Origin of the sequence: Pseudomonas sp. TE50-2 (assembly GCF_040813665.1) — a bacterium.
Lineage (GTDB): Bacteria > Pseudomonadota > Gammaproteobacteria > Pseudomonadales > Pseudomonadaceae > Aquipseudomonas > Aquipseudomonas soli.
Window position 1 is genome coordinate 410,872 of the sequence record NZ_JBFNXN010000001.1, and the last position, 26,919, is coordinate 437,790.

The window sequence follows — 26,919 nt, forward strand, 5'->3', positions numbered from 1 at the left end:
CCTAACAGTGCTAGGCTTTCCAGCCATGAGATCACTGCCGTTCCAAGTAACGAAGTACGTCCGGGGTAGCATGGAATTTCAGTGATTTCATTCACAACTTATCTTGCAGTCTTCTACCTAAACCTTTGTAAAAGCAAACAAACAAATCCTAAAAACCTTTTTTATTCTCCAACTATCCGCCAAGTAAGAAAGAACGTGTATTTCCCCTTAATGTGCGGATCATGGACGATATCGAGGAGGCTGTTACATGGTCTCGATTAGAAACTTCTACCACCCATTAGATGCTGCGATTTTGTGGTCTGGCCTGACCTCTTTCGAAGCTGAGATCAGACAGGTCGATGTGTCTAGCCCCGATAAACTCCTGCATTGTTTCCCTCAGTGGCCAATCCTCCATGCCTACACCGAACGCATCTATGACGCGATTGTATGTAGGGAACTACCAGCGACCTTCCTTGGGCAGCCCGTTGCTTCCGAGGGCAGCGTTGAATGGGCCTTTCTCACAATCCGCCATTCTGATCTACGCATGTGGATTGCCAGATACTACCCCGATGACAAACCGAGCTTCCTTTTTGGGTCAGCCAACGCCCACTCCCACTGCATTAGCCTCGGCGCCTACCTCGCCCAGAGCGCTGAGTTACAGGCCCAGCAACGTGAGCTCGAGAAACTTCGGCAAGAGCTCATCACCCTTTCCAGTGACTTGGAGGCTTTACTGAGTGAACGTCAGGCCCAGTCAAACCAGCTGGATGGTTATGATGTACCGTCGGAGCTTTCCAATATGGTGTTCCACATGATTATCGGCTCGCTTCTTGAGGTCACACTCGGCAAGTCAAGAGATGGGCAGGTACAGTCTATTTATAAGAACCAAGCAGCGATTGTTCAGGCCATTATCACTCGATGTCCCACTATACCTGGGTTAAGTAAACGCACCCTTGATCGGAAATTTGCCGAAGCCCGACGCCGTTTCGCCCAAGCCGAACAAGCATGAGCCGCGATTGCCAGGCAATTGGAGCAATTGCCTGGCAATGACTTTCAGGGATTCCAGTTGTTGACTGAGTGTCACATCCCACCACGCGCCATTCGGTGCTAAGGAGTGACATCATGCAACCGACAGCCCCTAGCTCCACTGCCGCCGACCGCCACATCATGCGACGAGATGAGGTAGAACAGAAAACCGGCTTCAAACGCTCACACATATACAACCTGATGAAAGCTGGCCAGTTCCCCCTGTGCCGTCGCATAGGCACGCGCGCTGTCGGGTGGGATTCGCTCGAGATCGAGCAGTGGGTCCAAGATCGCCTCTCCACCGGGGATTGAGATCATGAAAGTCTTCTCGTTGATCTCGACCAAGGGCGGCGCTGGCAAGACCACGGTCGCCGCCAACCTTAGCGGCCTGCTCGCCGATGCGGGGCTCCGGGTGTTGATGTTGGACCTCGACAGCCAGCCAACCCTGTCCAGCTACTACGCCTTGACCCTACCGTGTGAAGTCGGGTGCTACGAGCTGATCACCGAAGGGCTCACGGTCACAGAGCAGATCATCACGGCAACGGTCATTCCCCGCCTGTCGCTGATTGTTTCCAACGACCGGGCGGGCCACTTGAGCACCCTGTTGCTGCATGCCGCCGATGGCCGCCTGCGCCTGCGCAATCTGCTGCCGGCGTTCGCCGATCAGTTCGATGTGATGATCGTGGATACGCAAGGTGCCCGGAGTGTGGTGGTGGAAATGGCAGTCCTCGCCTCGGATTGCGCCCTGTGTCCTCTCCCCCCGGAGATGCTCGCCGCGCGCGAACTTCGTCGTGGCACGCTGGGGCTGCTCGAAGAGCTGGAGCCCTATCGGCATCTGGGGGTGGCGCTACCGTCGGTGAAGCTGCTGCTCAACCAAGTCAATGCCAACCGCCGCGACACTCGTCTGATCATGCAGAGCCTGCAGACGACCTTTGAAGGTGATCCGCATGTCAGCGTCTGCGACACCATAATCCCGGACCGGGTAGCGTACCTCAACGCAGCGTCGCAGGGCCTGCCGGTGCATCGTGTCGAAGCCACACCAGCACCTGGTAGCCGGGGCCGCTGCGCAGCGGCCGTAATGACTAGCCTGGCGGTCGAGTTGTTTCCAGAGTGGGCGGACAAGCTCTGCCTGGCGACCGTGAATGGTCGCCGGCTAGCGGATACCAATCGCAGTCGGCTGGCTGGGCAAAATTGATCGGAGGATGCGAGATGAAACCGCCAACCTCCGAAGAGGTCACCCGGCAACTGCAGCGAGCACACTTCCCGCAGAAGAGCCGAGAACAGCTGGCCAGTCCGGTCGGTGAAACGGCTATGGTCGTGACGCTGGAGCAATTGCGCCCCTACGAACTGAATCCTCGTGTGGTGCGTAACCCGCTGTACGACGAGCTCAAAGCCTCCATTCGTGAACGGGGTCTGGACCACCCACCTTCCATCACACGCCGGCCCAACGAGCACCACTTCATCATCCGCAATGGCGGCAACACTCGCCTGAGCATCCTCGGCGAGCTGTGGCAGGAAACCCGTGAGGAGCGATTCTTCCGTCTTAACTGCCTGTTCCGCCCCTGGCAATCCGAGTCGCATGCCTTGCTCGGGCACTTGGCAGAGAGTGATCTGCATGGGCAACTGACGTTCATCGAGCGGGCGCTGGCAGTCGCGAAACTGCTGGACATGCTCCAGGAGCCCGGCGAGGCCCTGAGTCAGCGTGAGCTCGCAACACGTTTGAGCAAGGGTGGGTATCCCGTCTCGCAATCGCACATCAGCCGCATGTTCGACGCACTCGAATTCCTGCTGCCCTCCATTCCCCAAGTGCTCTATGCAGGCCTCGGCAAACCCAACATCGAGCGCGTGATTACCCTGCGACGCCGAGCGGAATCGACCTGGAATAAGTATTTCGGTGATCCCCAGCAGTTCGCGCTGCTCTGGATGGAGGTGCTGTCCGTGTTCGATGACGAGAAACCCGTATTGGATGTCAGCGATCTGCAGGATGAGCTCATCGCCAAGATGGCTGTGTACCTGAACCAATCGCCGCGAGTCCTGGCGCTGGACATCCACCAGGATTGCCCCGCGCTGCCGAACCTGGCATCGCCAATGCCGAGCCTATCGCAATATGACGCACACCCCAGCCCAGGACCATCAGCGAATCAGGTTATCAACTCAGCGCAAATTCCTGAGACGCCGAATGTTGATCCGGGCGTGGCCAGTTTTGAAGACACTCCCCCCCCGGAACCTCGGCTACCGCATATCCTGCAAGCGCTCGGAAACGAATCGTCCGGGATCGGGCCATCTGAGGTCGATGATTCAGACCGAAGCACTACGGATTCGGCGAACTCCAGATTTGGAGCTACCGATGACATCGACGGCCTGCGGGAACTCTGTGCCGAGCTGGCGAAAGACCTCGCGGTTTACGCCGATGCCGACGACTTGGTGCTTCGGCAATCAGAGGGCCTCGGTTTCATCCTCGCTCTGGACCAGGACGCCACCCTCACCCCTCGACGCACGGGCATCCAACTGCTGCTCTCGGCGCTGTTGCGCCTGCAGGATGACGTGGCCTGGTCGCAACGCCAACAGTTGCCAGCCGCCCTGTTTGGGCAATTGCTGATTGGCGCTTACGACCTGCCGTTTGCCGAGCGCCCCGCCCTTACCATTGGCCTGGAGCGCTTGCCAGACGAGCAACTGGAGCAATTGTTTGCCCTGATTCGCCATGCACGGCAGCTGATCAATACCACGCTGTCGACCCTCCGTTAACGTGAGGAGCCACCTCATGACCACAACTTTCAACCTGCTGAACCATGCCATGTTGAACCAGGTTCTGCATGAGCTGCGCCACGGGCGTTTGCAACGCTGCAAAGCGCTCGGACTGGCAGATGAGGACATTGAGGTGCTGCAGTCGCTGCCGCCGACCACGCTGTCGCAGCTGGCGCATTCGACGATCAGCTGGGTGGAGATCAAGGTCGATACCACCGTACTGCGACGGCTCATTGCCCAGGCGGAGCGGGATGAGCTGAACGAGCGGTTGATCAATCGGGCACTGAAGCTCGGCGCCAGCTCGAGCATCATGTACCGCTGCTTCGGCATGGACCATTCAGAAACCGCCCTGCGCCGCCGGGTCCTAAAAATCGAAACTCACCGTGGTCGACCGGTACAGCTCACCGAGGCCCAGGAGCATGCGGTGTGGAACCGCTGGAGTCAGTTGCGTGAGGAAGACCCGGAGAATGATCCACTCGACGCGATGATGATGCTCGCCGAAGAGCAGCACATCAGCCTGACGCTGATCTGGCAACAGATCGAATTGTACGGAGGTGCCCCATGCTGAGCTTTTACGAGGTCGACTGGCAGGACGTGGTGCGACAGTGCTACGACGCACTTCGGCGGCGTTTGGAATGGCAGGCCGCCCAGGCAAAATTGGCAGAGGCCGCTGCTGCGGAAGCACCGGTACGCACGATCTACTATGGCGACAACGATCCACTGCCGATGAAGCTGTTGCTCGACCGTCGCCTCACGCCGCTGGAGCGCAACACCTGGCAGATCCTGCGCTGGTTGATCACCGAGCGCAAGGTGCAGACACCGCGGTATCAGGACCTTCAGCCCTACCTGGCCACCAGCCCCTGCGGCACCCAGGCCTCCCGTGAAACGATCGCCCGGGCGCTCAATGTCTTACGCACCACCCGCTGGCTCAGCCTGGTCGAGCGCTCGCGGGATGCACAGGGCTGTCTGCGCGGCTGCGTCTTTGTCCTCCACGGAGATCCGTTGACGGCGGCCGAGCAGCTGGAGCTCGACAGTGGCTACCGATCACTGCTGCTGCAGAATCTGACCCATGCCACCAAGGGTGTCAGGGATGTCGCCAAGCATGTGATCGCGGAAATTCAAGCCGACCCGAAGGTCGTTACCGCCGACAAAGCCCTGCTTGCAACACTCCCGGCCGTGGCGGAGCAACACTCGCTGCAACTGACCAACGACGAGGCGGCGGATTCCGAACGCGGCGAAGGTCACCCGGTTCAGAATCTCACGGCCCCGAGGCCGGATTCCGAATCCTGCGGCAGAACCCCTGTTTCCGCTGCCGTTCGGAATGCCGACGACGGCCGTACAGTACAGAAAGACAAAAACAAAAAAAGTACAGTACTGGCGCAAGTGGAGTTTGGACGAGCGCGCTGGCCAGAGGATCTCAAACTGAGCCCTGCCGAGCGGCGCATGGCCTTTCAGGCGATGCGCCCGCTTGAGCCGGAACAGCAACAAGCGGTAATCAACGAAGCGGCGGTGCGCTGCGCCCGTGGCGAGATCCGTAAACCGGTCGCCTATCTGATGGGGTTGATCAAGCGGGCGTGCAGCGGCGAGTTCAACCTGTGGGCCGCACGCAGCGATACGACTGCTCCAGAGCACAAACTTAGTCACACGCCGACTGCGGTGCCGAAACCTGAAACACCTTGCGAGCGTCGGCAGCCCGGCGAGCAGCGCACCGCCTCACCGCTTGCCCTCGCCTGCCTGGAAGAACTCAAACTGCGTTGCCGTGTCCCCAGTGCATCGACCTAGCACCGGAACACAGTGGATTTGATGCCTAGTGTGATCAAATCCAGGGACGTCCACTGTTTGAAAATGCGAGCCCAGCACCTTCGCGTTGATCCACGCCGAGGGCGATGACACAGCTCATCGTCTGACTCACTTCAATGGCGAGGATCCGGCGATGGTCGATCACTACCAGCTCAACCTGGGCTCATTGCGCAGCAGCATCACGCTCACCCTGCACACCCACCATGCCGCGCGACTGTGGCAAGGACGGGCCGCTCGCGAGGGCGTCCATGGCATCCTCGGCATGGCTGGCTACATCAGCGTGACCAACCTGCTCAAGCAAGCCTGCAGTCAGGACGATCCCTTCGCCGACTGGTTCATGCTGCAACTCGAAGACAAGCTGCTGCAGGCAAAGGCTGATCTGCAGACGTTGACCGAACAAGTCAGCTTGGTGGAACGCGACCTGCCCACTCAAGTTGATGTCGGCGAAAACCTCAATATCCATCCCGTAACCCTGCCGCTGTTCATCGGCAGTCAGCTCGGCTTTCTCGCCGTGTACCTGCTGACCGATTACGACACCTTAGTGCGGCGGGTACTGCTGGCGCATCACACCGCGCTGATTGGCCGGGGCGACATGGAGATCTGGATCGACCGCGGCGCGCACCTGCTGCGCAGCGTGTTCGGCCTGGCCCAGCGCTACCGCCTGGCCGGCGTCAGCCGCGACGACGTGGCGGCCAACAACGCCCGCGCGAGGGAGGCCGTGGACAAGTTCGGCTTACCCCCGCAGGACGTCCTCGAGGGCACGCGCCGCTCCCGCTTTGCTCCACCCATTCTGCGCCAAGCGATGGACGCAAGTCTGGCCACAGCGCCGGCTGAAATCGTCGACGAGCCCCTGATCCCGCCGCCCGCGGCGGAAGGCGGTGACGCATGACCCTGGCCGAAGCCATCGCACGGCGCGTTTCAACGGATGCTTATCGTCAGCTCGAACAGGGTGCCTCCCTAAAAGGCCTTTTAAAGCCTTTTAAGGGTAAGGGGGAGCTGCAGCAGTTCGCCGAATCGCTCCTGCGCCTGCGTACCCAGGTCGCGGGGCTGATGGCAGGCATGCTGGCGATGGTGGCGCAGCCGCCCTTCTCGCTGCTGGACCTGCGGTTGGTGGTGCAGCACAGCGCGGCTGGGACGGACTTTTTGCGCTGGCGCAGCCGGGATTTCAGCCGCATGGGTGCCGAGGTGTGGAAGCAGGCGATGGAGCAGCCGCGCCTGACACCTGCCGTGCGCGAGGCGCTGCACCAGCTGGAGGTCAACCGCGTGGTGCTGAACCTGCAAATGAGCAGCCTGCACTCACTGCACCGCCAGGCCTCGGCGTCCGCCAACCAGCTACTCGACGCCGAGGTCGCCCTCGGCAGTTCCGTTTCCCCCCACCCGGAGTCAATCCCATGAGCACGTTATTTGTTGGCGAAGGCAACATCGGCAGCGTCCCCGAGTTTCTGGAGTTCAACACCAACCCCGAAGAGCCGCGCCGCCTGCTGCGACTCAATGTGTATTTTGACAACCCGGTACCGCGTGACGGCAACTACGAGGATCGCGGTGGTTACTGGGCCCCGGTTGAACTCTGGCATCGCGATGCCGAGCACTGGTGCACGCTGTTCCAAAAGGGCATGCGCATCCTGGTCGAGGGCCGTACGGTCAAAGAGGAGTGGGAGGACAGCGAGGACAACGCGCGAGTGACGTTCAAGGTCGAGGCCCGGCGCATTGGCATTCTGCCCCACCGTCTGGCGTCGGTGACCATGCGCGAGAAGAACCAGGACGGCGGCAAAGGCGACGGCGCCAGCACTAGCCGTAAACCCGCGAGCAAGAAGACCCCGCGCAAGTAGGGTGATTTGTGGCACTCGGTGGACTGGCCGAGCGAACCGACTGGGAGTGTCTGCTCATGCGTCTGTTCATCTGTGAAAAGCCTTCGCAAGCCCGCGATGTCGCTCGCGTCCTCCAAGCCACGCGGCGCAGCGACGGCTGCCTGGCGGGGTCCGGAGTGTCGGTGACCTGGTGCGTGGGCCATATGCTGGAGACCGCACCACCGGAAAGCTATGGCGAGCGCTACAAGCGCTGGACCCTGGAGGATCTGCCCATCATCCCCGAACGGTGGCAGGTCGTAGTAAAGCCGAAGGTGGCCAAGCAGCTGAAGGTTATCCAAGGTCTGCTGCAGTCATGCTCCGAGGTGGTAATCGCCACCGACGCCGATCGCGAGGGCGAGATGATCGCTCGCGAAATCATTGAGCGTTGCCAGTACCGCGGTCCGATCCAGCGTCTGTGGTTGTCTGCCCTGGATGAGGCATCGATTCGCCGGGCTTTGGCCGCCCTGCGTCCGGGCGAGCAGACCCTGCCGCTGTATCACTGCGCACTGGCGCGATCGCGAGCCGACTGGCTGATCGGCATCAACCTCAGCCGCCTGTTTACACTGCTGGGCCGGCGTGCCGGTTTTGACGGGATACTACCGGTGGGAAGGGTGCAGACACCAACGTTGCGCTTGGTGGTCGAGCGCGATCGCGCCATCGCCAGCTTTGTCGCCACTCCGTTCTGGACCGTTGAAGCCACGTTGGAGGCCGACGGGACGTGCTTTCGCGCACGCTGGCAACCCCCGGTGCCAGCGTGCGATGACAGTGGAAGGTGTCTCACCGAGACCGCTGCGCAGGAGGCCGCTGCACGACTTGAGCGTCGAGCCTTGGTGCAGGTCGGCAGCGTCGAGATCGAAGCCGTTCGCGAAGGCCCGCCCCTTCTTTTTGACTTGGGTACCCTGCAGGAAGTCTGTTCCGCCATGCTGGGACTCGGCGTTCAAGAAACGCTGGCCGCTGCGCAGGCGTTGTACGAGAACCATAAGGCCACGACCTACCCGCGGACCGACTGCGGCTTCCTGCCCGAGAGCATGCTGGATGACGTGCCCAAGGTACTGCGAGCGCTCGCCGCCGCGTCGCCGTCCCTAGCACAGTGCTTGAAATTGGCTGACCCAGCGCGACGGTCGCGCGCCTGGAACACGGCCAAGATCACCGCGCACCACGGCATCATCCCCACCGCAGTGGTCATCGACCTGGCGAAGTTGTCCGAGCAGGAGCGCGCCGTCTACTCGCTGATCCGCGCCCGCTACCTGGCCCAATTCCTCCCTGATCATGAATATCTGAAGAGCCAGGTGCTGCTGCAGGAGGGTCAAGACCGCCTGATCGCCCGCGGCAAGCAGATCCAGGTGCGCGGCTGGAAAGCCGTGATCGACGAGCTCGGTGACAGCGACCGGCCAGAACCTAGCCAACCGCTGCCCACGTTGCGCGAAGGCGCTGACATCACGCTGCTGAACGCCATGGTCTCCGCTCAGCGGACCCAACCGCCGAAAGCCTTTACCGAAGGCACCCTGGTCAAAGCGATGAAGACCATTGCCAACCAGGTGGACGATCCGCGGCTCAAGCAAAAGCTCAAGGACAGTATCGGCATTGGTACCGAGGCCACCCGCGCGGCGATCATCCAGGGCTTGATTAATCACGGGTACTTGCAGAAAAAAAGGCGCAGCCTCGCGGCATCGGCCGCCGCGCACACGCTGATCGAAGCCGTACCACGGGAGGTCGCCGATCCTGTACTGACCGCTCTTTGGGAGCAGGCGCTGGACCGTATCGAGTCAGGCCAGCTCAGTGTCGATACCTTCCTCGCCAAGCAGGCGGCATGGCTGACTCAGCTGGTACAAAACCACCGCTCGCTCACGCTTCCGCTACCAGCCCCCAAGAGACCAAGTTGCCCGGTGTGTCGCAGTGCAATGCGCCAGCGCAAGGGCCGCACCGGAGACTTCTGGTCGTGTACGCGCTACCCGGAGTGCAAGGGCACGAAGCCCGTGAAGACGAGCAAGCGCCCGGTCAGATCCAAATAGCGGTGACGCCAACGCTTGACGTCGACCGGCGGCGCTGCTGTAGTGGGACGGCCCATCGCCCCTGGCGATCCCAGACCGATTCGCTCCGGGCAGCTCGGTCAGACTCAGTGAGTTCGGAGCCCTCTTCTCCACCGCTCCCAGCGACCACCTTATGTAATCAGCGTCTGACTGAGGCGGATGACCCGCGCGGCTTGTGTCAGGCCGCAGGGGTCATCCGCTTCGGCGGCCATGCTCAGCCCCGGTGCCCGCCGGCGAAAGACTGGGCACCTTTTGTGCGCGGATGCGTGCCAGTTGGTTCCGACCCAGGCCACGACAAGGGTCGGTTGATTGCGCTGAACGACAGCTTGAAGTTTGCGATGACTTGGCTGTCCGGATACGAGTCAAAGGTGGTCCCTCTCCTCCTAGCCTGATGACCGTCGGGCTATTTTTTCGCCGCCCTGAATCCACTGAAAGCCACCCGATTCCCCTCGCTCAGACCGCCTGCAATCCTTGGTTGACGCGCCTTTGGCGGCGTCTTATAGATGAGCTGCACACCGCTGTCGTTGACAGCACCCAGGCAGCCAGGACCTTCAAGGCTGTGCCCGCTTCGGGTGGTTCTACCCAAGTGCGACTCGCGCTCGGCAGCTCGCACGGTCATCGATCCCTCGGTGATGAGCGCCCTCCACACCGATCACGTTTTTGCACCTCTCCCTTGCGGACCTTACCAGCCGCCAGGGCCGGTGAATGTCCGCGTTTCTGCTGAACAGGAGCTTCACCATGACTACTGCAAGCAATAACGCCCCCACCACCTACTTCAACCTGCACACCCAAGGCATCGGTTACCTGAACCGTGTTCGCGAAGTCCCTGTCCGCCGTGGACAAGCGTTCATGGCCTGTGACATCGCGGCCTTGCACGGTGCCTCGGACGAGGTCGAGTACACCCGCTTCGATTGCAAGGTCGCCAGCGGCGAAGCCGACCGGCTGATCCGTGAGCACCTGGAAGACGTCCGCGCGGAACGCAAGGTACTCATCGCGTTTCGCATCGGCGACCTCTGGGTCGATCCGTTCCTGTACGAGAAAGGTGAGCGCAAGGGGCAACCCGGCGCCAGCCTCAAAGGCCGACTGATCTTCATCGAGTGGATCAAGGTCGATGGCCAGTTCAGCTACCGAGCACCTGCTCGCACCGAGTCTGCTGCGGCCCCTGAGGCTGAAGCGGAAGTGGACGAGACAGACACTGACGCCGAACAGCGTCAGCCTGCCCCGGCCGCTGCACGCAAATCCACCGCAGCTCGCCAGTCTGCCTAAGGCAGCTTGACCGGCAACCACAGGCGTTTTCACGAACGCCTGTGGTTCATCTACGTCGGAGGCCGCCATGGAAAGCTTCTGGCTATGCGAGGACTGCTTGCAGGCAGTCGCGTATGACGACTTCAGTGCACTGTCGCTGTACTACAGCGATGCTGAGGTCGACCAACGCATCGCCCATATGCGCAGCGAACTGCAAAACTTGTTGCCACTGAGTGCTGATTTCGATCCCTGGACTGGCACTGGCATCGAGGTCTTTTCCACCCGACCGTGCGAGGGCTGCCACAGCCCACTGCACGGTGTTCGACATCGCTTTACGCGCCTGTGACTCACCACTCTCTTACCAGCCTGGGGCACTCCCCCCGGGAGCGCTCCGTCTCCCACGAGGAATTGCCCTTGAACATTGCCCAGAACCGAGTCGAGCGTCTCGACCCTGCGTTGGCCCAGCGTGCCCGCGAGGATGCGCTGCTGACCGAAGCGTTGGAATTGCTGGATCAACGTTACTTTCAGCGCGGCGAACAACTGATCACGCCTTGCGATGCAGCGTCCTATCTGAAATTGCAGCTCGCACCCTATCACCATGAGGTGTTTGCCCTGCTCTGCCTAGACTCGCGCCACCGCGTGCTGAGCTTCGACATCCTCTTCACCGGCAGCATCGACGGTGCCTCCGTGTACCCGCGCCAAGTCGTCGTCAAGGCACTCGAGCACAACGCCGCCGCGGTGATCTTCAGCCACAACCACCCCTCTGGCTGCTCGGAACCGAGCGGTGCCGATCGGGTGCTCACCAACCGCCTGATCGAAGCCTTGGCCCTGGTTGAGGTACGTGTGCTGGACCACATCATCGTGGGTGAAGGCACGCCGCTGTCGCTGGCCGATTACGGCTGGATCTGACCATCCCGCCACTTGGAGGGTCACTGCCTGTACGGGGTGACCTTCGCCTTCTTGGAGCGCTCTCATGTCCACTCCCATTCATAATCCCTTCCTCCGCGGCGTTCAGGGTCTGAGCTACGAACGCGTGATGCAGATCACCTATGCCGACGATTGCTGATCTTCGACCCTGATGCGCGGCCCCTCCCCGAACTGCCGTTGTTCACCGAAGATTGACCTCAAGGCGCCCTCCGGGCGCCTTTTTCATGGTTACGCCAGCGTAATTCGGCCGGCGAGATTCGATTTTTCAGTGGGGGCGCACTCTGGCTTTTCGACAAGGTGTCGGCATCTTTTGTCGAGACCTGGTCATGCATACCCCCACCTTCTTCACGCTTGGACTGATGCTCACGTTGCTGGGCTGCAGAACGCCGCCACCGGCGCCCACCCCTGCACCACCTGCACCGGCCCCGACCGCAGCGGCCAAGCCAAAATCCCCGGTACCCGCCTGGGTCCGCCAGGACCGCTACACCTTGGCCAGCACCCGGCCAACGCTAGAACAGCGCCAACCGCTGTATCAGTTGGTCAACCTCCAGATCGCCCCCGCGCTGCACGCGACGGTCGGTGAAGCACTGCGCCACGTGCTGCAGCACTCGGGCTACTCCCTCTGTCCCGACAGCCCTGCCGTGGCGCGGTTGTTCGGCCGCCCCTTGCCCGCCGTCCATCACGACCTCGGACCGATCTCGCTACTGGATGCCTTGACCGTCATCGGCGGCCCCGCTTGGCGACTGGACATTGACCCGGTCGAGCGGACCGTGTGCCACGTCCTGCGTCTGCCCACGCCCGAACCACCCTTCTCGACACTGGAGACCGCGCCATGAAGGTTCACCATTTTCAGGCCTTGGTGATCGGCGCCCTGTGCCTGGGTGCCGCCGTCCTCGCTGCCGAAAGCTACAACCAGCACCAGCAACTGGCTGAACTGCAGACCGCCGCACGCAATACGCCGGCTGATCCCAGCCCGTCATTGCGCCGCGATATCGGTGAATTGCGCAGCACGCTCGCCACGCTGCCACCACAAGTCGCGGCACTGGAAGTCTCACAACACCAGCACACCAGTGCACAGGCAACGCTCGGCCAGCAACTCGACGAGTTGGCGGCGTCCGTCAGGGCCCTGCAAGCGGTACCGCCAGGACCGAGCGGCGCCGATCTGACCGCCTTGGCGCAACGCATGGGCGCGGCAGAAGTGCTACTCGAGAATCTCTCGACCGCCCCTAAAGTGCCGGCCGCCCCTTCCTCCCCAACATCCCCCATCAGCAATCAATCAAAAGCCAAAGCGCCGCAGCCGCCCTTCACCCTGCAGGGTATCGAGACGCGCGGCAGCCTCAGGTTCGTGGCCGCCCTGCCTGCCGGCGCCCAAGCACTGTCGACCGTGCACCTGCTCCAGCCCGGTGACAGCTTGAACGGCTGGCAACTACGGGCCATTCGCGAGGGCCAGGCCGTGTTCCACGTCCCGGGCCATGGTGATCGCACACTGCCCATCCCGTGAGGAGGTGAACGTGCATAGGTTTTCCGCGGTTGCGCTCCTCCTACTGCCGGCTTACGTGTTCGCCGATCAGGGCTTGAGCGTCGCCAAACATGTCGACGCTCAGGTGGAGTTCAGTGAGCAGTTGCCGCTGGCACGGCAGACGTCTGCAGCAGACCAGGCCAAGGCCTGGGGCCTGACGGATGACGAATGGGCCACCTTTGAGCGCCTGCAGACCGGCCCCCGCCATTTCTGGTCGCCGCAACTTGATCCGCTCACCACCCTGGGTGTCGAGGCCAACTCGGATCAGGAGCGGCAGCGCTACGCCGAGCTGCAGGTCCGCCTGGAAGCCAGGCGTGCCGAGCGCGAACTGGCCTACCAGAAAGCCTACACCGCTGCCTGGGCGCGGCTGTTTCCGGGTCTGCAGCCCGTGCAGGGAATGAACGACGAGGCCGGCCCCTCGAGCAGCAGCCGCACGGCCCTTTTCGTGGAGGACCACTGCGCCCTCTGCGTGACCAACCTCCAACAATGGCTGAAGGCCGGTGCGCGGCTGGATGTGTACCTGGTCGGCAGCCAAGGCAACGATGCGCAACTGCGCAAATGGGCGCAACGCGCAGGCATCACTGCCGCCCAAGTCCGCGGCGGCCAGGTCACCTTGAACCATGACCGCGGCCGCTGGTTTGCCCTGGGCGCCAGCCGGCCCCTGCCAGCCCGCTATCAGCAGGTGGACGGAAAATGGCAACACATCGACTGATTCTCACCCTGGCGATGGTCAGCGCCGCCGCCATTCATGCAGGTAATTTGCCGCCGCCGGCGTATCAATTGGCGGCCGCGCGCGCCGGTATCCCCGCCTCGGTGCTGTTCGCCATTGCCCTGCAGGAAAGTGGTACGCCGCTGCGCGGTCGCCTCATGCCCTGGCCCTGGACCTTGAATGTCGCCGGATCACCGCTGCGGTTTGCCCGGCGCGACGAGGCGTGTGTTGCGCTGAGGGGGGCCCTCAGCCATCACGACCCGAAGCGCATTGATGTGGGGCTGGGCCAAACCAACCTGGGTTATCACCCCAACCGCTATGCCAGCGCCTGCGATGCCCTCGATCCCCGCATGAACCTCGCCGTCACCGCCGAACTATTGCGTGCGCACTATGTCGACACCGGTGACTGGGTTGTCGCCGCCGGCCGCTATCACCGGCCTGCTGGTGGTCCCCCAGCGGCGCGCTATCGCCGTCAGTTCAACCGTCACTGGCAACGCGTCCAGCCAATCGCGACTGCACTAGGGCGGACCCTGCCATGAGCTGTTTGCGCTTGGTGGCCCTGGCCCTCTGCCCTTGGCTGTCGCTTGCCGTGAGCGCTGAGACCAACAGTCCACCCGCCCCCACCACGCTGAACTGGGTGCTACCGGTGCGCAGCGCTCGCCTCTCGCCAGGCGCCGTGCCATCTAGGGCGTTGAGCCTGCCCGGCATGACGCCGCTGTTCCTGGTTGGGCAGGACACTACTTCCCTGGAGTGGCTGTCGCGGCACGCCCAAGCACTACAAGAGTTGGGCGCCAACGGGTTGGCGGTCGAGGTCGACGACGCGCGGGCACTGCGGCGCATCCAGATGACAGCGCCCAAGCTGAGTATCTGGCCGGTCAGCGGTGACGACATCGCCGAGCGGTTGGAGCTGGAGCACTACCCGGTGCTGATCACGCCCACCGGTCTGGAACAGTGAGGGCACCTCATGGGCGAGCACGCGATGGAATCCCTGCTGCGCCCGGCGGTGGAACTGTACACCGTGGGCATCTGCGCTGGCGCCGGAGCCCTATGCCTGCACTCGCCCTGGGCCGTGGCACTGTCGCCTGAGGTAGGGACAGGCATGGCGCTGGCGTATACCGCGTTCGGCCTGAAGCGGCTCAACGAGGCGCGGATCGTCCTACGCTACCGGCGCAATATCCGCCGCCTGCCGCGCTATTCGCTGACCAGCCGGCAGATTCCGGTGAGTAGCAAGCGCCTGTTCATGGGCCGTGGCTTTCGCTGGACCCGCCTGCATACGCAGCGCCTGCTCGAAGCTCAGGACCCGGCGCTGGCCCACTATGTCAACCAGTCGGCTGCCCACCAGTGGGCGCGACGGATGGAACAGCTGCTGGAGAAAGCCCCGACGGGGCTTTCGCTGCTGCCTCGCCTGACCGCTTGGGACAGCCCGTTCAATCCGGTGCGTCCATTACCGCCGGTGGGTGGCTCGCCATTGCTGCACGGCGTCGAACCGAAGGAACAGGAAGCCAGCCTGCCGCTCGGCGAACGGGTCGGACATACCTTGGTGCTGGGCACCACCCGGGTAGGCAAAACGCGCCTGGCCGAGGTGTATATCACCCAGGACATCCACCGCCCAAGCCGGGAAGTGGTCATTGTCTTCGACCCCAAGGGCGACGCCGATCTGCTCAAGCGCATGTATGTCGAGGCGCGGCGCGCTGGCCGTGAACACGAGTTCTATGTGTTCCACCTGGGCTGGCCGGAGATCTCCGCACGCTACAACGCCATCGGCCGCTTCGGCCGCATTTCGGAAGTCGCCACCCGGATCGCCGGCCAGTTGAGTGGCGAGGGCAACTCGGCGGCATTCCGCGAGTTCGCCTGGCGCTTCGTCAACATCATCGCCCGAGCCCTGATTGAACTCGGCCGCCGCCCGGACTACCTCCAGATCCAGCGCCATGTGGTCAACATCGATGCGCTGTTCATCGAGTATGCCCAACACTTCTTCGCCCGCCATGATCCGCTGGCCTGGGAAGCGATTGTGCAGATTGAGGGCCGCTTGAACGAGAAGAACATCCCGCGTCACATGGTTGGCCGGGAAAAACGCGTGGTCGCCATCGAGCAATACCTGACCGCCAAGCGCATCTTCGACCCCGTCATGGACGGCCTGCGCTCGGCCGTGCGCTACGACCGCACTTACTTCGACAAGATTGTGGCTTCTCTGCTACCGCTGCTGGAAAAACTCACCAGCGGCAAGACCGCGCAACTGCTCGCGCCAAACTACACCGACCTCGACGACCCACGGCCGATCTTCGACTGGCTGCAGGTCATTCGCAAGCGCGGCATCGTCTACGTCGGCCTGGATGCGTTGTCCGATGCCGAAGTCGCCGGTGCCGTCGGTAACTCGATGTTTGCCGATCTGGTCTCCGTCGCCGGCCACATCTATAAGCACGGCATTGATCACGGTTTGCCAGGTTCCTCCAGCGCATCTGACAAGGTGCCCATCAACCTGCACGCAGACGAATTCAACGAATTGATGGGCGACGAGTTCATTCCGCTTATCAACAAGGGCGGCGGTGCCGGTATCCAAGTCACTGCCTATACCCAGACCTTGAGCGATATAGAGGCACGTATCGGCAGCCGAGCCAAGGCCGGCCAGGTCATCGGCAATTTCAACACTCTGCAGATGCTGCGTGTGCGGGAAACCGCGACCGCAGAACTGCTCACCAATCAATTGCCCAAGGTCAACGTGCAGACACGTACCCTAGTCTCAGGTGCGACGGACACCGCGGATCCGGATGCCCGCACGGATTTTACCTCCTCCTCGCAAGACCGGATCACTACCACGGGGGTAACGTTGATTGAGCCGGCACACATCATCGCTCTGCCCAAGGGGCAGATGTTCTCGTTCCAGGAAGGCGGGCAACTGTGGAAGGTGCGTATGCCGCTGCCGAAGCCGGCCAGCGACGATGTGATGCCGACGGATCTGCAGGCCCTGGCCGCGCGCATGCGCGAGTCCTACAACGCCAATGCGGAAAATTGGTGGAGCAGCGCCGGCGGTGCTCCGACGATCGATTTCGATCCCGAGATGCCTCTACCAGGGCGCAAGCTCTCCTCGTGAACGCACCGTGAGCAAATGAGCACTGTGTGGAGCTCTATATGCCTACCACCCCAGCCAGTCCACCTGCTGTGCAACGACGTTCCGGGCTCATCTTCGGTATGCTCGAACTTTGTCTGCGGCTCCTCGGTCTGCTGTTCGCTTCGCTGATCTTCTCCATCGTGCTGGAGTTCGTGGGCATTTCTTGGTTCTGGCCAGAACAGGGATGGCATCACAGCTATGCCATGTGGCTGAGTGAGCTGGGCTGGCTCAGTAGTCACTTCAAGAGTTCGCTGCTCGTGCAAGAACCGGAGCAAGCTACCGCTAAGGTGATCGAACACCTGCACGACTGGTTCGTAGTGCGCTCCGGATGGGCACAATCCGACACCCACCTAAAATTGCTAAGTCGAGAAGCTTCATTACCGGGGCAGATCGCACAGGCCTACATTGTGATTCAGGACTACCTGTTGGCAACCCTATTCACCGTTTTCACCTTTGTGGTACGCCTGACCGTCCTCGTGCTCGCTATGCCTCTGTTCCTGCTTGCTGTAGTTACCGGAACCGTCGATGGCTTGATGCGGCGTGACCTGCGCAAATTCGGAGCCGGCCGGGAAAGCAGCTTTATCTACCACCGAGCGAAGCGGACATTGTTGCCATTGATGTTGAGCCCCTGGGTAATTTACCTCTCCCTCCCCTTCTCGGTTAATCCTATTTGGGTGTTACTGCCATGCGCTGCATTGCTTGGATGGATGGTGGCAATCACCGCTGCAACGTTTAAAAAATATCTTTGACTGTCCGCTATTGAAAGCTGTTCGAGTGGGCTGCAGGAGTCTGCCATAGGTCCATGGTGGCATCACAACCAGAACCACTATCTTGGAAAGAAACGATCTGGTCGACATGGCCCCAGAGCACTGGATATTTCGCCATTGATGATTTCCTCGCTGGCGAGCCGCCCCACTAACGCCGCCAATGTGATACCAGGGTGCACTGCACATACATAGACACCGGCAACTTTGGGTAGGTAACCGATGATAGGAATGCCATCTGCAGGCATGGGTCTGAGCCCGACACCAACCCACTCCGGCTCTATTGAAGTAACTCCATGGAGCTCGTTTTGAATAGCCTTGGCTGTTCGTAGCGCAATCGCTTTCGGCTGATTTTCTACGGCGTCGTCCAGGTAATCTTCTGCTGCTAGCAAGACTCCATCCGCTGTTTGCCTCACTTCCATTGCCGGACTGGAGATGAGGGTACGCACCAGGTTGGGTTGTGTCTTATAGCGGATGAGAAGGGCAGGTGAGGCCTCTATTGGAAGCGATACTTCCAGCCTGTCCGTCAGCTTTTTTATACCTGTCCCGGCTGCCACGACGACGATATCAGCATCGATGATGCCCCTTTCAGTTTCAACGCCGCTCACCTTTGCGCGCTGGAATGCAAGACCTAGCGCAGGCGTTCGAGTGAGCACTTTCGCGCCATGAGCCTCGGCACCTGCGATGAACGCATGCGTAGCGGCCACGGGGTCCAGCGCACCTTCTGCCGGTGCATATGATGCAGACTCTGGTGGGTGCCTGAGATTGGGCTCAAGGTCTAGAATCTGTGATCGAGAGAGCCTGTCAGCCACAGGCGCGCTACTTTCACCCGTCGACGCCACGCTCGACATCTCGCTGTAGGACAAGGCGCCAGCCCATCGCACCGTCAAGCCCGGTAGTTCAGTTTCGAGTTGGTGGTAAGCTTCGATTGCGGCACCACGCAGTTGCGCGATGGGGTCGGATTCGGAGGGTGAGGTGTTGATCCATGCGAATGAACGACTAGTCACGCCCGACGCTATATCTTCAGCATCGACCACGGTGACATTCGCGCCTTTACGCGCCAGGTGATACGCCAGGGATGCGCCCATGATGCCCGCGCCAATGACAACGATCCGCTTGATCTGACTAGTCACCGATTAACCTCCGTTCTGTCGATGTGCCGATGGTACGACAGCGGTGAGCTTTGGTCACATGAGAACTCTTTTCGTGGCACATCACCGGCGCATGCGGCCGAAATAATCAACTGCGATACCATGCAACAGCTGATTTCCGCTGGTACCTAGTCGGCATCATCGTCGGGAACGTCCGTAACCGAGGGGGTAATCTGATTGAGCCTGTCAGTGAGAATGACCAGCATATCCGCCTGACGCTTTGAGCTGGTAATCATTAACCGCCTGAAACTGCGCCTCGGCGAACAGGCGCAGACGCTTAATTTGCTCCGCAGCCTTGCACATTGCCTGCACCTCGTGGAACAGCTTCATTGCATCTACCGCATCCATGTACATGGGATGACCAAAAATGGGGAACTGTGGCGTTTTTCTCATCATCTGCGTTTCGATCAAAGACTAGCAGTCATAACAGTGAACTGCCGGTGCTAATGGCGGCAGTCCGCTTGGAGCCCGAGCTACAGATGGTGCACGGTGCTCTCGCTGCATCCTTCTGTTTTAAAGCGAAAGCTCGCAGATCCCTTTAACCCATGCCAAATGCTCTCTAACCACTCAGGGTAAACGCCAGTTACTACGGCTGGATTTCGCCATGAAGAACACCTCGCCCTCCCTGCTGCTTGTCTGTCTGGTATCGCTCGGTGCTGCCGCTCATGACGTGCGCGAGCGCTTGGATCTGAGCCTGGTGCAGCGGCAGATCGCCGCCATCGAACAGTTGGCGAACCGCGCGAGCAGCGACTCAGTCGATATCGCTGGCGCCCGCTATCGCTTCGATTATCCGAGGTTCACTGCGGACCTAGAGCGTATGCGTCAAGGAGTCCACAAATACCTGTCCCCCTCACGCGCGCAGCCAACTGATTTGGTCGAGCTAACCGGTGATTACCGTGCTGAAGTCCCCCACTGGGTCCCCTCCGATGAGCATGACTGATGCCCAACTCAATGCGTTTTTGGTCGGGGCCGGATTTACACCTCAGCTCAGTTCGGTGCTGTGGCGCTCATCGGTACTGGCGCTCGCGTTGCTCTGGTGCGCCTGGGCGCTGTGGACCGGCTACCGCGGCTGGGCGGCCGGCAACATCACGTTCGGTGCGCTCGGCGGCAGCACGCTGCGCTTGGTCCTCGCCCTGATCGTGCTGATGTTTTTCATGCTGTCGTAACCAGGAGACCTGCCATGAACACTTCACGCCGTTGCCATCGCCCGCTTCTCAAACTGCGGGCTAGCTGTTCGAAAGCCCTGTTCGCCGGCCTGGTGCTGCTGAGTTCGACGCTCGCCTGGGCTGACCTGCCGACCATGGAAGCGCCCTCTCGCGGCGAAGGTTCAGGCCTGATCGACACCATCAAGAACTACGCTTACGACGGCGGCATTCTGCTCGGCCTGCTGATCGCCACCCTCGCGTTTCTCGGTGTGGCTTGGCATTCGCTGACGGTCTACGCCGACGTTCAGAACCAGCGCAAGACCTGGAAGGACCTCGGTGCCGTAGTAGGCGTGGGCGCACTGCTGGTGGTGGTGATCCTGTGGTTCCTCACCAAAGCCGCGACGATTCTGTGAGGTCACCATGTCCGACGTCCCCGCCACGCTGCCTGACGGCACGCTGACCTTCCTACCGGAGCGTCTCAACCGTGATCCGGCCGTCCTGCGCGGCCTCACCAATGACGAGATGTGGGTCGCCCTGATCGTCGGTGCCGCGCTGGGTGTGATCCTCGGTGCGCCGCTGGCGGTGGCCACCGCCTCCATCGCCACCCTCCCCACCTGCATGTTCGTGTGCATGGCGTTGGTGTTACTCGGCGGCGGCAAACTGCTGCGCCGGGCCAAGCGTGCCCGCCCCGAAACCTGGTTGTACCGGCGGCTGCAGTGGCACATGGCGGTGCACTGGGGCATCGGTTCGCACCAACTGATCCTGCATTCGGGACCGTGGACCGTGCGCCGGACTCGCCGGCATAGGAGGGCCAACCCATGAGCCGCTTCCGCAACAAGGTGGATGCCCAGCAGGCGCACATTTTTAGTCTGCGGCTGGCCGTGGCAATCCTGGCGCTGCTGTGCGGCGGTCTGTGGTACGGCTGGCAGGCCGCGCCCTCCGAACTCACCATCCACGTACCGCCTGATCTGCGCTCAGGCAGCACCCGTAAGTGGTGGGATGTGCCGCCGGAAAACATCTACGCCTTCGCCCTGTACATCTTCGGCCAACTCAACCGCTGGCCCACCGACGGTGAGGTCGACTATCACCGTGCCATCTTTGCCCTGCAGCCCTACCTGACGCCCGCGTGCAAGACGTTCTTCGACGGCGACTTCGAATATCGCAAGGCCGCCGGCGAGCTGCGTGGCCGGGTGCGCGGGGTATATGAGGTGCTGGGCCGCGGGTACAGCGACGACCCCGACCTGCGGGTGAAGCAGCTGGATAAGCACAGCTGGCTGGTCAAGCTCGACCTCAACGCCGACGAATACTACGCTGCCGAGCCGGTAAAGCGGGTAGTGGTGCGTTATCCGCTGCGAGTGGTGCGCTTTGACGTCGACCCTGAACGCAACAAGTGGGGCCTGGCCCTGGACTGCTACGAAGGCACACCGCAGAAGCTGACGCTGCCGGGAGGTGCGTAATGATGCGTGTCTTGATCCTGATTCTGGTGATGGCCAGCGGCTGGTGTTCAGCGGTCGGAGCCGTCGAGGTCAAATACTGGGACCGCTTGCCCTTGGCCGTTCCGCTTACGGTGGGACAGGAGCGGGTGCTAATGCTGGATGAAGATGTTCGCGTCGGACTGCCCAGCGCGATCGCCAGCAAGCTTCGCGTGCAGTCGGTCGGCGGGACGGTATACCTGCGAGCTGCGGAAGCGATTCCCCCTACTCGGTTGCAGCTGCAGTCCGTGAAGTCCGGCGACATCATCCTGATCGACATAGAAGCGCTTGATGGCAGCGAGTCTCTGGAGCCGGTCAAAATCGTGGCCCAGGCTCAGTCGCCGGACATGGAAGTCGCGAAGGATGCCGCACCCGCGGCGACGCCGGTGCCGGTGATGCTTACCCGCTATGCCGCACAGAACCTCTATGCACCTCTGCGTACTGTGGCGCCATTGCCCGGTGTGCGGCGGGTACCACTGAGCGACTCCGCCGCGCTCAGGACCTTGCTGCCGACCGCACGAGTGTCGATCAAGGCGCTTGCAGCGTGGCGGCTGGGCAACTACTGGGTAACGGCGGTAAAGATCGTGAATCGCGGGCCCGGCAAGGTCGCGCTGGACCCGCGTCACCTGCACGCGACGCTGTACGCCGCAACGTTTCAGCACGCAGACCTCGGCCTCGCCGGCACGCCTGAGGACACCACCGTGGCCTACCTCGTCACCCGCGGCGGTGACCTGAAGCACGCACTGCTGTTGCCCGCGCCCACACCGGAGGCTGCCGATCATGAAAGCTAACGGCCTGCTGAAGTGGCTGGTACCCGGGGTCCTGCTGGGCATCGTGCTGATCATCGGCAAGTCCTGGATTGCCACGCCGGAAGGCCAGACCGCGCACGATCCGGACAAAACCACACTTAGCGCAGAACAAGTCAAGGCCTTGGGCATCGCGGGTGACACTCCGCGCGATACGGTGGCCACCCTGATCGGCCAGGTCAAAGCGATGCGCAGCGAGATGCAGACGCTGAAGAAAGGCAACGATGCCCTGCAGACCGAGAACAAGCGGCTGCGCTCGCGCGAAGGCAATATCGACACGCGCATCCAGACCACCTTGAGCAGCGTCACCCAGCAGGTCACCGAGCAGCGCCAGCAGGCCAACGATGCCCGGCAGAAGGCTGAGCAGCAGCACCGCGAAACTCAGGGCCTGCTGTCCAGGCTCAAGGACCAACTCACCAGCAAGCCGGCCGCGACGTCGGATGTGCCCGCAGGCTTTGGTCTTGATCCCGGCGATGAACAACAGTTTTCTCGTGCGCAATCAGCGCCTGACGCAGTGCAGTGGATCGAGCCGTCAAATGCCCGCACCGGCCAGGACGACGCCAGCAAAGCTGACGGTCCGCTGTCATCGCTGACGTCGACGTTCAAAGACCTGCACGGCCTGGACAACAACGCCATTGATCGAGGGCAGGACCGTTTGCGGGCGGTCGCCAAAGACGAGCGTGACCTGGAGAACGCTCAGGACCGCGCCGAGGGCGCCAAGCCCGTTTACACCCTCCCTGAAAACTCGACCCTGATGGGCTCGATCGCCATGACCGCGCTGATTGGCCGTGTCCCGGTGGACGGCACCGTGAATGACCCCTATCCGTTCAAGGTGCTGGTGGGCCCGGACAACCTCACCGCCAACGGCATCGACCTACCGGACGTGGTCGGCGCGGTCATGAGCGGCACCGCTGCCGGCGACTGGACGTTGTCCTGCGTGCGCGGCCAGGTTGAGTCCATCACCTTTACCTTCAGCGACGGGACCGTTCGCACGGTGCCACAGCCGCAGAAGGTCGTCAGCCGCAATCGCAGCAGCGCCCAGACCTCGGACACCGAGAAGATCCGTGGCGGGCTGGGGTACATCTCCGATCCCTACGGCATTCCCTGCATTTCTGGGGAGCGCCGCTCCAACGCCCAGCAATACCTGGGTAGCCAGAGCCTGATCACGGCGGCCGGCGCGGGCTTCGCCGCGGCCCTGGGCAGCGAGCAGACCAACACCTCATTCATCAACTCGGCCGGCGGCAGCCTGGGCTTGACCCAGAACAGTGGCAACAGCGCGCTGAACTCGGTGATCAGCGGTGGAATCGGCGACATCCGTGAGTGGATCAACAAGCTCTATGGTGAAGCCTTTGCCGCCATCTACGTACCGCCGGGGGCCAAGGTGGCGCTTCACCTAGATCACGAGATCAGCATCGACTACGAGCCGAAAGGCCGGAGAGTGAACCATGAAAGCCCATCCGTTTCGGTACTGGATCTGGATTAGTCTGCTGCTCGCCCTGCACCTGGGCGGCTGCTCCACCAGCAAGGAGGAAATGCTGCCCCATGGCGATCAAACCATGCTGGACATCTGGAACGGCGGTGGCTCCGTCGGATCCCAGCAACAGCTGCAGGAAGCGCGTGGCGAACTGCGCCGTCCGGTGCTCGACCCTGAGCGCCTGATAGGCGACCAAAGCGCGTACACGCGCACCGCGGCCAACGAGATCCGCGCCCAGTTCCCGCGCCTGCCCAACCCGGACCTGGTCATGTACGTGTACCCGCACCTGGCCGGTACCCAGCAGACCCCGGTACCAGGCTACTCGACCGTCTTCCCGCTGTACGAGAAGGTCCAGTACGCGCTGCCCGGCGAACGCCTGGACGATCTGTGATGGCCGATGACGCAAGTAGCAACGCGCCACGCTGGAAGCCCTGGCGCGCTGCGCAGCGCCGGCGCGCGACGCTTGCCGACGAGGCCGCCCAGTATGCTCACAATCCCAGCTTTGCCGATCACCTGCCCTGGGTCGAATACCTCGAGGACGAGCAGTGCTTTCTGCTCGACGACAACCGCTCGGTGGGTGCGGTGTTCGAGCTGCAGCCGATCGGTACCGAGGGCCGTGAGCCCGAGTGGTTGATGGCGGCTCGTGACGCCCTGGAGGATGCGCTCCAGGACAGCTTCGACGAACTGGAGCAGGCGCCCTGGGTGGTGCAGTTCTTCTGCCAGGACGACAGTGACTTTGCCCCGTACCTCGAGCGGCTGGAGCGCTATATCGCGCCAAGGGCTCGCGGCACACCGTTTACCCAAGCCTTCCTCACTTCGATGCAGCGTCACCTCGACGCCATCGCCAAGCCGGGCGGGCTGTTCGACGACCATGTCGTGTCCCGCCTGCCTTGGCGCGGCAGCAATCGGCGGATTCGCCTAGTTGTGTACCGCTGGCTCGGGGACCAGGGTGACGATGACGGGCAGAGCCCGACTCAACTGCTGAGCCGCACCTGCGACCGCCTGGTGGCTTCGCTGCAGGCCTGCGGGGTCAGCCCTCACCGGTTGACCGGACGCGACTTCTACGCCTGGTTGCTTCCCTGGTTCAACCCGTGCCCTGCCCTCACCGACGAATCCCCCGCGGCATTCTATCGACGTGTGCCCTATCCGGAGATGGACGACGGCGAGGACCTGCCGCTGCCATTCGACCACGATTTTGCCGAGCGGCTGTTCTTCCAGGAACCGCGCTCCGATAGCGAACAGGGCCTCTGGTACTTCGATCAACAGCCCCACGCGGTGATGGTGGTTGACAAGCTGCGAAGGCCGCCGCATATAGGCCAGCTGACCGGCGAAACGCGCAAAGGCGAGGCGTTGAACGCCTTGTTCGATCAGTTGCCTGAACAGGCGCTGATGAGCCTGACCCTGGTGATCACGCCCCAGGATGTGCTTGAGGAGCAGCTCAACCGACTGGCGCGCAAAGCCATCGGTGAGAACCTCGCTTCAACCCAGACCCGCCAGGACGTGGAAGAAGCCCGTGCGCTGATTGGTCGCCAGCACAAGCTGTACCGCGGCACGTTGGCGCTGTACCTGCGTGGTGCCGATGAACAGCAGCTGCGCCAACGTTCGGTCCAGGCTGCCAACGTGCTGCTCGGTGCCGGCCTGCAGCCGGTGCGTGAGGGCAATGAAGTGGCCGCCTGCAACAGCTACCTGCGCTGGTTGCCGATGGTCTACAACCCCGCCCGAGATACGCGCAACTGGTACACCCGACTGCTGTTTGCCCAGCATGTCGCCAACCTATTGCCGCTTTGGGGACGCAGCATCGGTACCGGCAACCCGGGCATCACCTTTTTCAATCGTGGGGGTGCACCGCTGTCGTTCGACCCGCTGTCGCGCTTCGACCGCTCGATGAATGGCCACCTGCTGTTGTTCGGGCCGACCGGCGCCGGCAAATCGGCCACCCTGGTCTCGATCCTGATGCAGGTCATGGCCGTATACCGGCCGCGGCTATTCATCGTCGAAGCGGGCAACTCCTTTGGCCTGCAGGGCGACTACTTCGCCACGCTCGGGTTGTCCGTCAACAAGGTGCAGCTCAAACCCGGCAGTGGCTTAAGCCTGGCACCTTTCGCCGATGCGCGGCGGCTGATCGAGCACCCGGACCAGGTGGCCAGCCTGTCGACCGAAGACCTAGATGAAACCGCACCGGACAGTGATGAGCAGCGCGACGTGCTGGGCGAACTGGAGATTACCGCGCGGTTGATGATCACAGGGGGTGAAGCGAAGGAAGAGGCACGCCTGACCCGCGCGGACCGCAGCCTGATCCGCGAGTGCATCCTCGATGCCGCTCAGCACTGCGCCGCGACCGCACAACAAGTGCTGACCCGTCATGTGCGCGATGCCCTGCGCCAGGTCGCCAGCGACGCTCATTTGCCTGACAAACGCCGGGAGCGAGCCCTGGAGATGGCCGAGTCCATCGACCTGTTCTGCCAGGGGTTCGAAGGCGTCCTATTCGACCGGCCCGGCACGCCCTGGCCGGAAAGCGATGTAACGATCGTCGACCTCGCCACCTACGCCCGCGAGGGTTACGAAGCGCAGATGTCGATCAGCTACATCAGCATGATGAACACGGTGAACAACATTGCCGAGCGTGATCAGTATCTCGGCCGGCCAATCATCATGGTTACCGATGAGGGCCACATCATCACCAAGAACCCGCTGCTCGCCCCCTTTGTGGTCAAGGGTACGAAGATGTGGCGCAAGCTCGGCGCCTGGTTCTGGCTGGCAACGCAAAACATGGCCGACTTGCCCGATGCGGCGCAGACCATGCTCAACATGATCGAATGGTGGATCTGCCTGAACATGCCGCCGGCGGAGATTGAGGAAATCGCCCGTTTCAAGAAGCTCACGCCGGCGCAGAAGGCGCTGCTGCTCTCCGCGAGCAAGGCCTCGGGCAAGTACACCGAGGCCGTAGTTCTGTCGAAGAACCTGGAGACGCTGTTCCGTGCAGTGCCGCCGAGCCTGTACCTCGCCTTGGCCATGACCGAGCCCGAGGAAAAAGCCCAGCGCTGGCGATTGATGGAAGAGCACCAGCAGTCCGAGCTGGAAGCCGCGCTGCAGGTCGCGGCGGAGATTGATCGCCTGCGCGGTATGTCGTGAACGATACCGCCTGAGCCATTCGTGGCCCTTCGAATTAGCAAA

Annotated in this window: 31 protein-coding genes; 29 read left to right on the plus strand and 2 right to left on the minus strand. The window is 62.0% G+C overall.

What is annotated here, in order from left to right:
• Nucleotides 1–247 precede the first annotated feature (247 nt).
• The 20 genes from AAHK21_RS01760 (at nt 248) to AAHK21_RS01855 (ending at nt 17,682) form a co-directional block, all read left to right on the plus strand.
• Complete coding sequence (locus AAHK21_RS01760) at nt 248–985, plus strand: hypothetical protein (protein WP_367856179.1); 738 nt, start codon at nt 248–250, stop codon at nt 983–985.
• Between the two features lie 113 nt (nt 986–1,098).
• On the plus strand, nt 1,099–1,314 hold the full coding sequence (locus AAHK21_RS01765) for an AlpA family transcriptional regulator (protein WP_367856180.1): 216 nt from the start codon (nt 1,099–1,101) through the stop codon (nt 1,312–1,314).
• A gap of 4 nt (nt 1,315–1,318) precedes the next feature.
• Nucleotides 1,319–2,197 carry a ParA family protein gene (locus AAHK21_RS01770; protein ID WP_367856181.1) on the plus strand — a complete coding sequence of 293 codons (879 nt, stop codon included), beginning with the start codon at nt 1,319–1,321 and terminating at the stop codon, nt 2,195–2,197.
• A 14-nt stretch (nt 2,198–2,211) separates the two neighbouring features.
• Nucleotides 2,212–3,747: a ParB family protein gene (locus tag AAHK21_RS01775; protein WP_367856182.1), complete on the plus strand. Its 1,536-nt coding sequence runs from the start codon at nt 2,212–2,214 to the stop codon at nt 3,745–3,747.
• 16 nt (nt 3,748–3,763) lie between these two features.
• Complete coding sequence (locus tag AAHK21_RS01780) at nt 3,764–4,315, plus strand: DUF2857 domain-containing protein (RefSeq protein ID WP_367856183.1); 552 nt, start codon at nt 3,764–3,766, stop codon at nt 4,313–4,315.
• Complete coding sequence (locus AAHK21_RS01785) at nt 4,309–5,529, plus strand: STY4528 family pathogenicity island replication protein (protein WP_367856184.1); 1,221 nt, start codon at nt 4,309–4,311, stop codon at nt 5,527–5,529. Before AAHK21_RS01780 ends, AAHK21_RS01785 begins: the two co-directional genes overlap by 7 nt.
• Before the next feature lie 151 nt (nt 5,530–5,680).
• A complete protein-coding gene (locus AAHK21_RS01790) occupies nt 5,681–6,436 on the plus strand; it encodes a PFL_4669 family integrating conjugative element protein (protein ID WP_367856185.1) in 756 nt (251 codons plus the stop codon).
• Nucleotides 6,433–6,942, plus strand: coding sequence for a DUF3158 family protein (locus AAHK21_RS01795; RefSeq protein WP_367856186.1), 510 nt, complete (start codon nt 6,433–6,435; stop codon nt 6,940–6,942). The genes AAHK21_RS01790 and AAHK21_RS01795 overlap by 4 nt, the downstream gene beginning before the upstream one ends.
• The gene (locus AAHK21_RS01800) at nt 6,939–7,376 is read left to right on the plus strand and encodes a single-stranded DNA-binding protein (protein ID WP_367856187.1); all 438 of its coding nucleotides are present in this window, start codon (nt 6,939–6,941) and stop codon (nt 7,374–7,376) included. Before AAHK21_RS01795 ends, AAHK21_RS01800 begins: the two co-directional genes overlap by 4 nt.
• A 56-nt stretch (nt 7,377–7,432) precedes the next feature.
• Entirely contained in the window at nt 7,433–9,406 is a 1,974-nt protein-coding gene (locus tag AAHK21_RS01805) for a DNA topoisomerase III (RefSeq protein WP_367856188.1), read from the plus strand.
• 756 nt (nt 9,407–10,162) lie between these two features.
• On the plus strand, nt 10,163–10,690 hold the full coding sequence (locus tag AAHK21_RS01810) for an STY4534 family ICE replication protein (RefSeq protein ID WP_367856189.1): 528 nt from the start codon (nt 10,163–10,165) through the stop codon (nt 10,688–10,690).
• 67 nt (nt 10,691–10,757) lie between these two features.
• The gene (locus tag AAHK21_RS01815; RefSeq protein WP_367856190.1) at nt 10,758–11,015 is read left to right on the plus strand and encodes a hypothetical protein; all 258 of its coding nucleotides are present in this window, start codon (nt 10,758–10,760) and stop codon (nt 11,013–11,015) included.
• 68 nt (nt 11,016–11,083) lie between these two features.
• On the plus strand, nt 11,084–11,578 hold the full coding sequence (locus AAHK21_RS01820; RefSeq protein WP_367856191.1) for a JAB domain-containing protein: 495 nt from the start codon (nt 11,084–11,086) through the stop codon (nt 11,576–11,578).
• Nucleotides 11,579–11,922: 344 nt separating this feature from the next.
• A complete protein-coding gene (locus AAHK21_RS01825) occupies nt 11,923–12,432 on the plus strand; it encodes a PilL N-terminal domain-containing protein (RefSeq protein ID WP_367856192.1) in 510 nt (169 codons plus the stop codon).
• Nucleotides 12,429–13,097 carry a hypothetical protein gene (locus AAHK21_RS01830; protein WP_367856193.1) on the plus strand — a complete coding sequence of 223 codons (669 nt, stop codon included), beginning with the start codon at nt 12,429–12,431 and terminating at the stop codon, nt 13,095–13,097. Before AAHK21_RS01825 ends, AAHK21_RS01830 begins: the two co-directional genes overlap by 4 nt.
• A gap of 10 nt (nt 13,098–13,107) precedes the next feature.
• Entirely contained in the window at nt 13,108–13,827 is a 720-nt protein-coding gene (locus tag AAHK21_RS01835; RefSeq protein ID WP_367856194.1) for a TIGR03759 family integrating conjugative element protein, read from the plus strand.
• On the plus strand, nt 13,809–14,363 hold the full coding sequence (locus AAHK21_RS01840) for a transglycosylase (protein ID WP_367856195.1): 555 nt from the start codon (nt 13,809–13,811) through the stop codon (nt 14,361–14,363). The genes AAHK21_RS01835 and AAHK21_RS01840 overlap by 19 nt, the downstream gene beginning before the upstream one ends.
• Nucleotides 14,360–14,779, plus strand: a complete 420-nt coding sequence (locus AAHK21_RS01845) for an integrating conjugative element protein (protein WP_367856196.1) — start codon at nt 14,360–14,362, stop codon at nt 14,777–14,779. The genes AAHK21_RS01840 and AAHK21_RS01845 overlap by 4 nt, the downstream gene beginning before the upstream one ends.
• A 9-nt stretch (nt 14,780–14,788) precedes the next feature.
• The gene (gene traD, locus AAHK21_RS01850) at nt 14,789–16,915 is read left to right on the plus strand and encodes a type IV conjugative transfer system coupling protein TraD (protein WP_367856197.1); all 2,127 of its coding nucleotides are present in this window, start codon (nt 14,789–14,791) and stop codon (nt 16,913–16,915) included.
• Between the two features lie 38 nt (nt 16,916–16,953).
• Complete coding sequence (locus AAHK21_RS01855; protein WP_367856198.1) at nt 16,954–17,682, plus strand: TIGR03747 family integrating conjugative element membrane protein; 729 nt, start codon at nt 16,954–16,956, stop codon at nt 17,680–17,682.
• 77 nt (nt 17,683–17,759) lie between these two features.
• Here the strand turns inward: AAHK21_RS01855 and AAHK21_RS01860 are convergent, their stop codons facing one another.
• Nucleotides 17,760–18,830: an NAD(P)/FAD-dependent oxidoreductase gene (locus AAHK21_RS01860; protein WP_367856199.1), complete on the minus strand. Its 1,071-nt coding sequence runs from the start codon at nt 18,828–18,830 to the stop codon at nt 17,760–17,762.
• Nucleotides 18,831–19,034: 204 nt separating this feature from the next.
• Nucleotides 19,035–19,244, minus strand: coding sequence for a hypothetical protein (locus AAHK21_RS01865; RefSeq protein ID WP_367858929.1), 210 nt, complete (start codon nt 19,242–19,244; stop codon nt 19,035–19,037).
• A gap of 208 nt (nt 19,245–19,452) precedes the next feature.
• Here AAHK21_RS01865 and AAHK21_RS01870 point away from each other — a divergent pair, with 208 nt between their 5' ends.
• Genes AAHK21_RS01870 through AAHK21_RS01910 form a run of 9 tightly spaced genes read left to right on the plus strand, consistent with a single transcriptional unit; the run spans nt 19,453 to nt 26,877 of the window.
• Complete coding sequence (locus AAHK21_RS01870) at nt 19,453–19,788, plus strand: RAQPRD family integrative conjugative element protein (protein WP_367856200.1); 336 nt, start codon at nt 19,453–19,455, stop codon at nt 19,786–19,788.
• Nucleotides 19,775–20,014 (plus strand): TIGR03758 family integrating conjugative element protein, encoded by a 240-nt coding sequence (locus AAHK21_RS01875; protein ID WP_367856201.1) that lies wholly within the window; start codon nt 19,775–19,777, stop codon nt 20,012–20,014. The genes AAHK21_RS01870 and AAHK21_RS01875 overlap by 14 nt, the downstream gene beginning before the upstream one ends.
• Before the next feature lie 14 nt (nt 20,015–20,028).
• Entirely contained in the window at nt 20,029–20,406 is a 378-nt protein-coding gene (locus tag AAHK21_RS01880; protein WP_367856202.1) for a TIGR03745 family integrating conjugative element membrane protein, read from the plus strand.
• A 7-nt stretch (nt 20,407–20,413) separates the two neighbouring features.
• Nucleotides 20,414–20,815 (plus strand): TIGR03750 family conjugal transfer protein, encoded by a 402-nt coding sequence (locus AAHK21_RS01885; RefSeq protein ID WP_367856203.1) that lies wholly within the window; start codon nt 20,414–20,416, stop codon nt 20,813–20,815.
• Entirely contained in the window at nt 20,812–21,450 is a 639-nt protein-coding gene (locus tag AAHK21_RS01890; RefSeq protein ID WP_367856204.1) for a PFL_4703 family integrating conjugative element protein, read from the plus strand. Before AAHK21_RS01885 ends, AAHK21_RS01890 begins: the two co-directional genes overlap by 4 nt.
• Complete coding sequence (locus tag AAHK21_RS01895; RefSeq protein ID WP_367856205.1) at nt 21,450–22,256, plus strand: TIGR03749 family integrating conjugative element protein; 807 nt, start codon at nt 21,450–21,452, stop codon at nt 22,254–22,256. Before AAHK21_RS01890 ends, AAHK21_RS01895 begins: the two co-directional genes overlap by 1 nt.
• On the plus strand, nt 22,246–23,754 hold the full coding sequence (locus AAHK21_RS01900; protein WP_367856206.1) for a TIGR03752 family integrating conjugative element protein: 1,509 nt from the start codon (nt 22,246–22,248) through the stop codon (nt 23,752–23,754). The genes AAHK21_RS01895 and AAHK21_RS01900 overlap by 11 nt, the downstream gene beginning before the upstream one ends.
• Complete coding sequence (locus AAHK21_RS01905) at nt 23,717–24,136, plus strand: TIGR03751 family conjugal transfer lipoprotein (RefSeq protein WP_367856207.1); 420 nt, start codon at nt 23,717–23,719, stop codon at nt 24,134–24,136. The genes AAHK21_RS01900 and AAHK21_RS01905 overlap by 38 nt, the downstream gene beginning before the upstream one ends.
• Complete coding sequence (locus tag AAHK21_RS01910) at nt 24,136–26,877, plus strand: conjugative transfer ATPase (RefSeq protein WP_367856208.1); 2,742 nt, start codon at nt 24,136–24,138, stop codon at nt 26,875–26,877. The genes AAHK21_RS01905 and AAHK21_RS01910 overlap by 1 nt, the downstream gene beginning before the upstream one ends.
• Nucleotides 26,878–26,919: the final 42 nt, after the last annotated feature.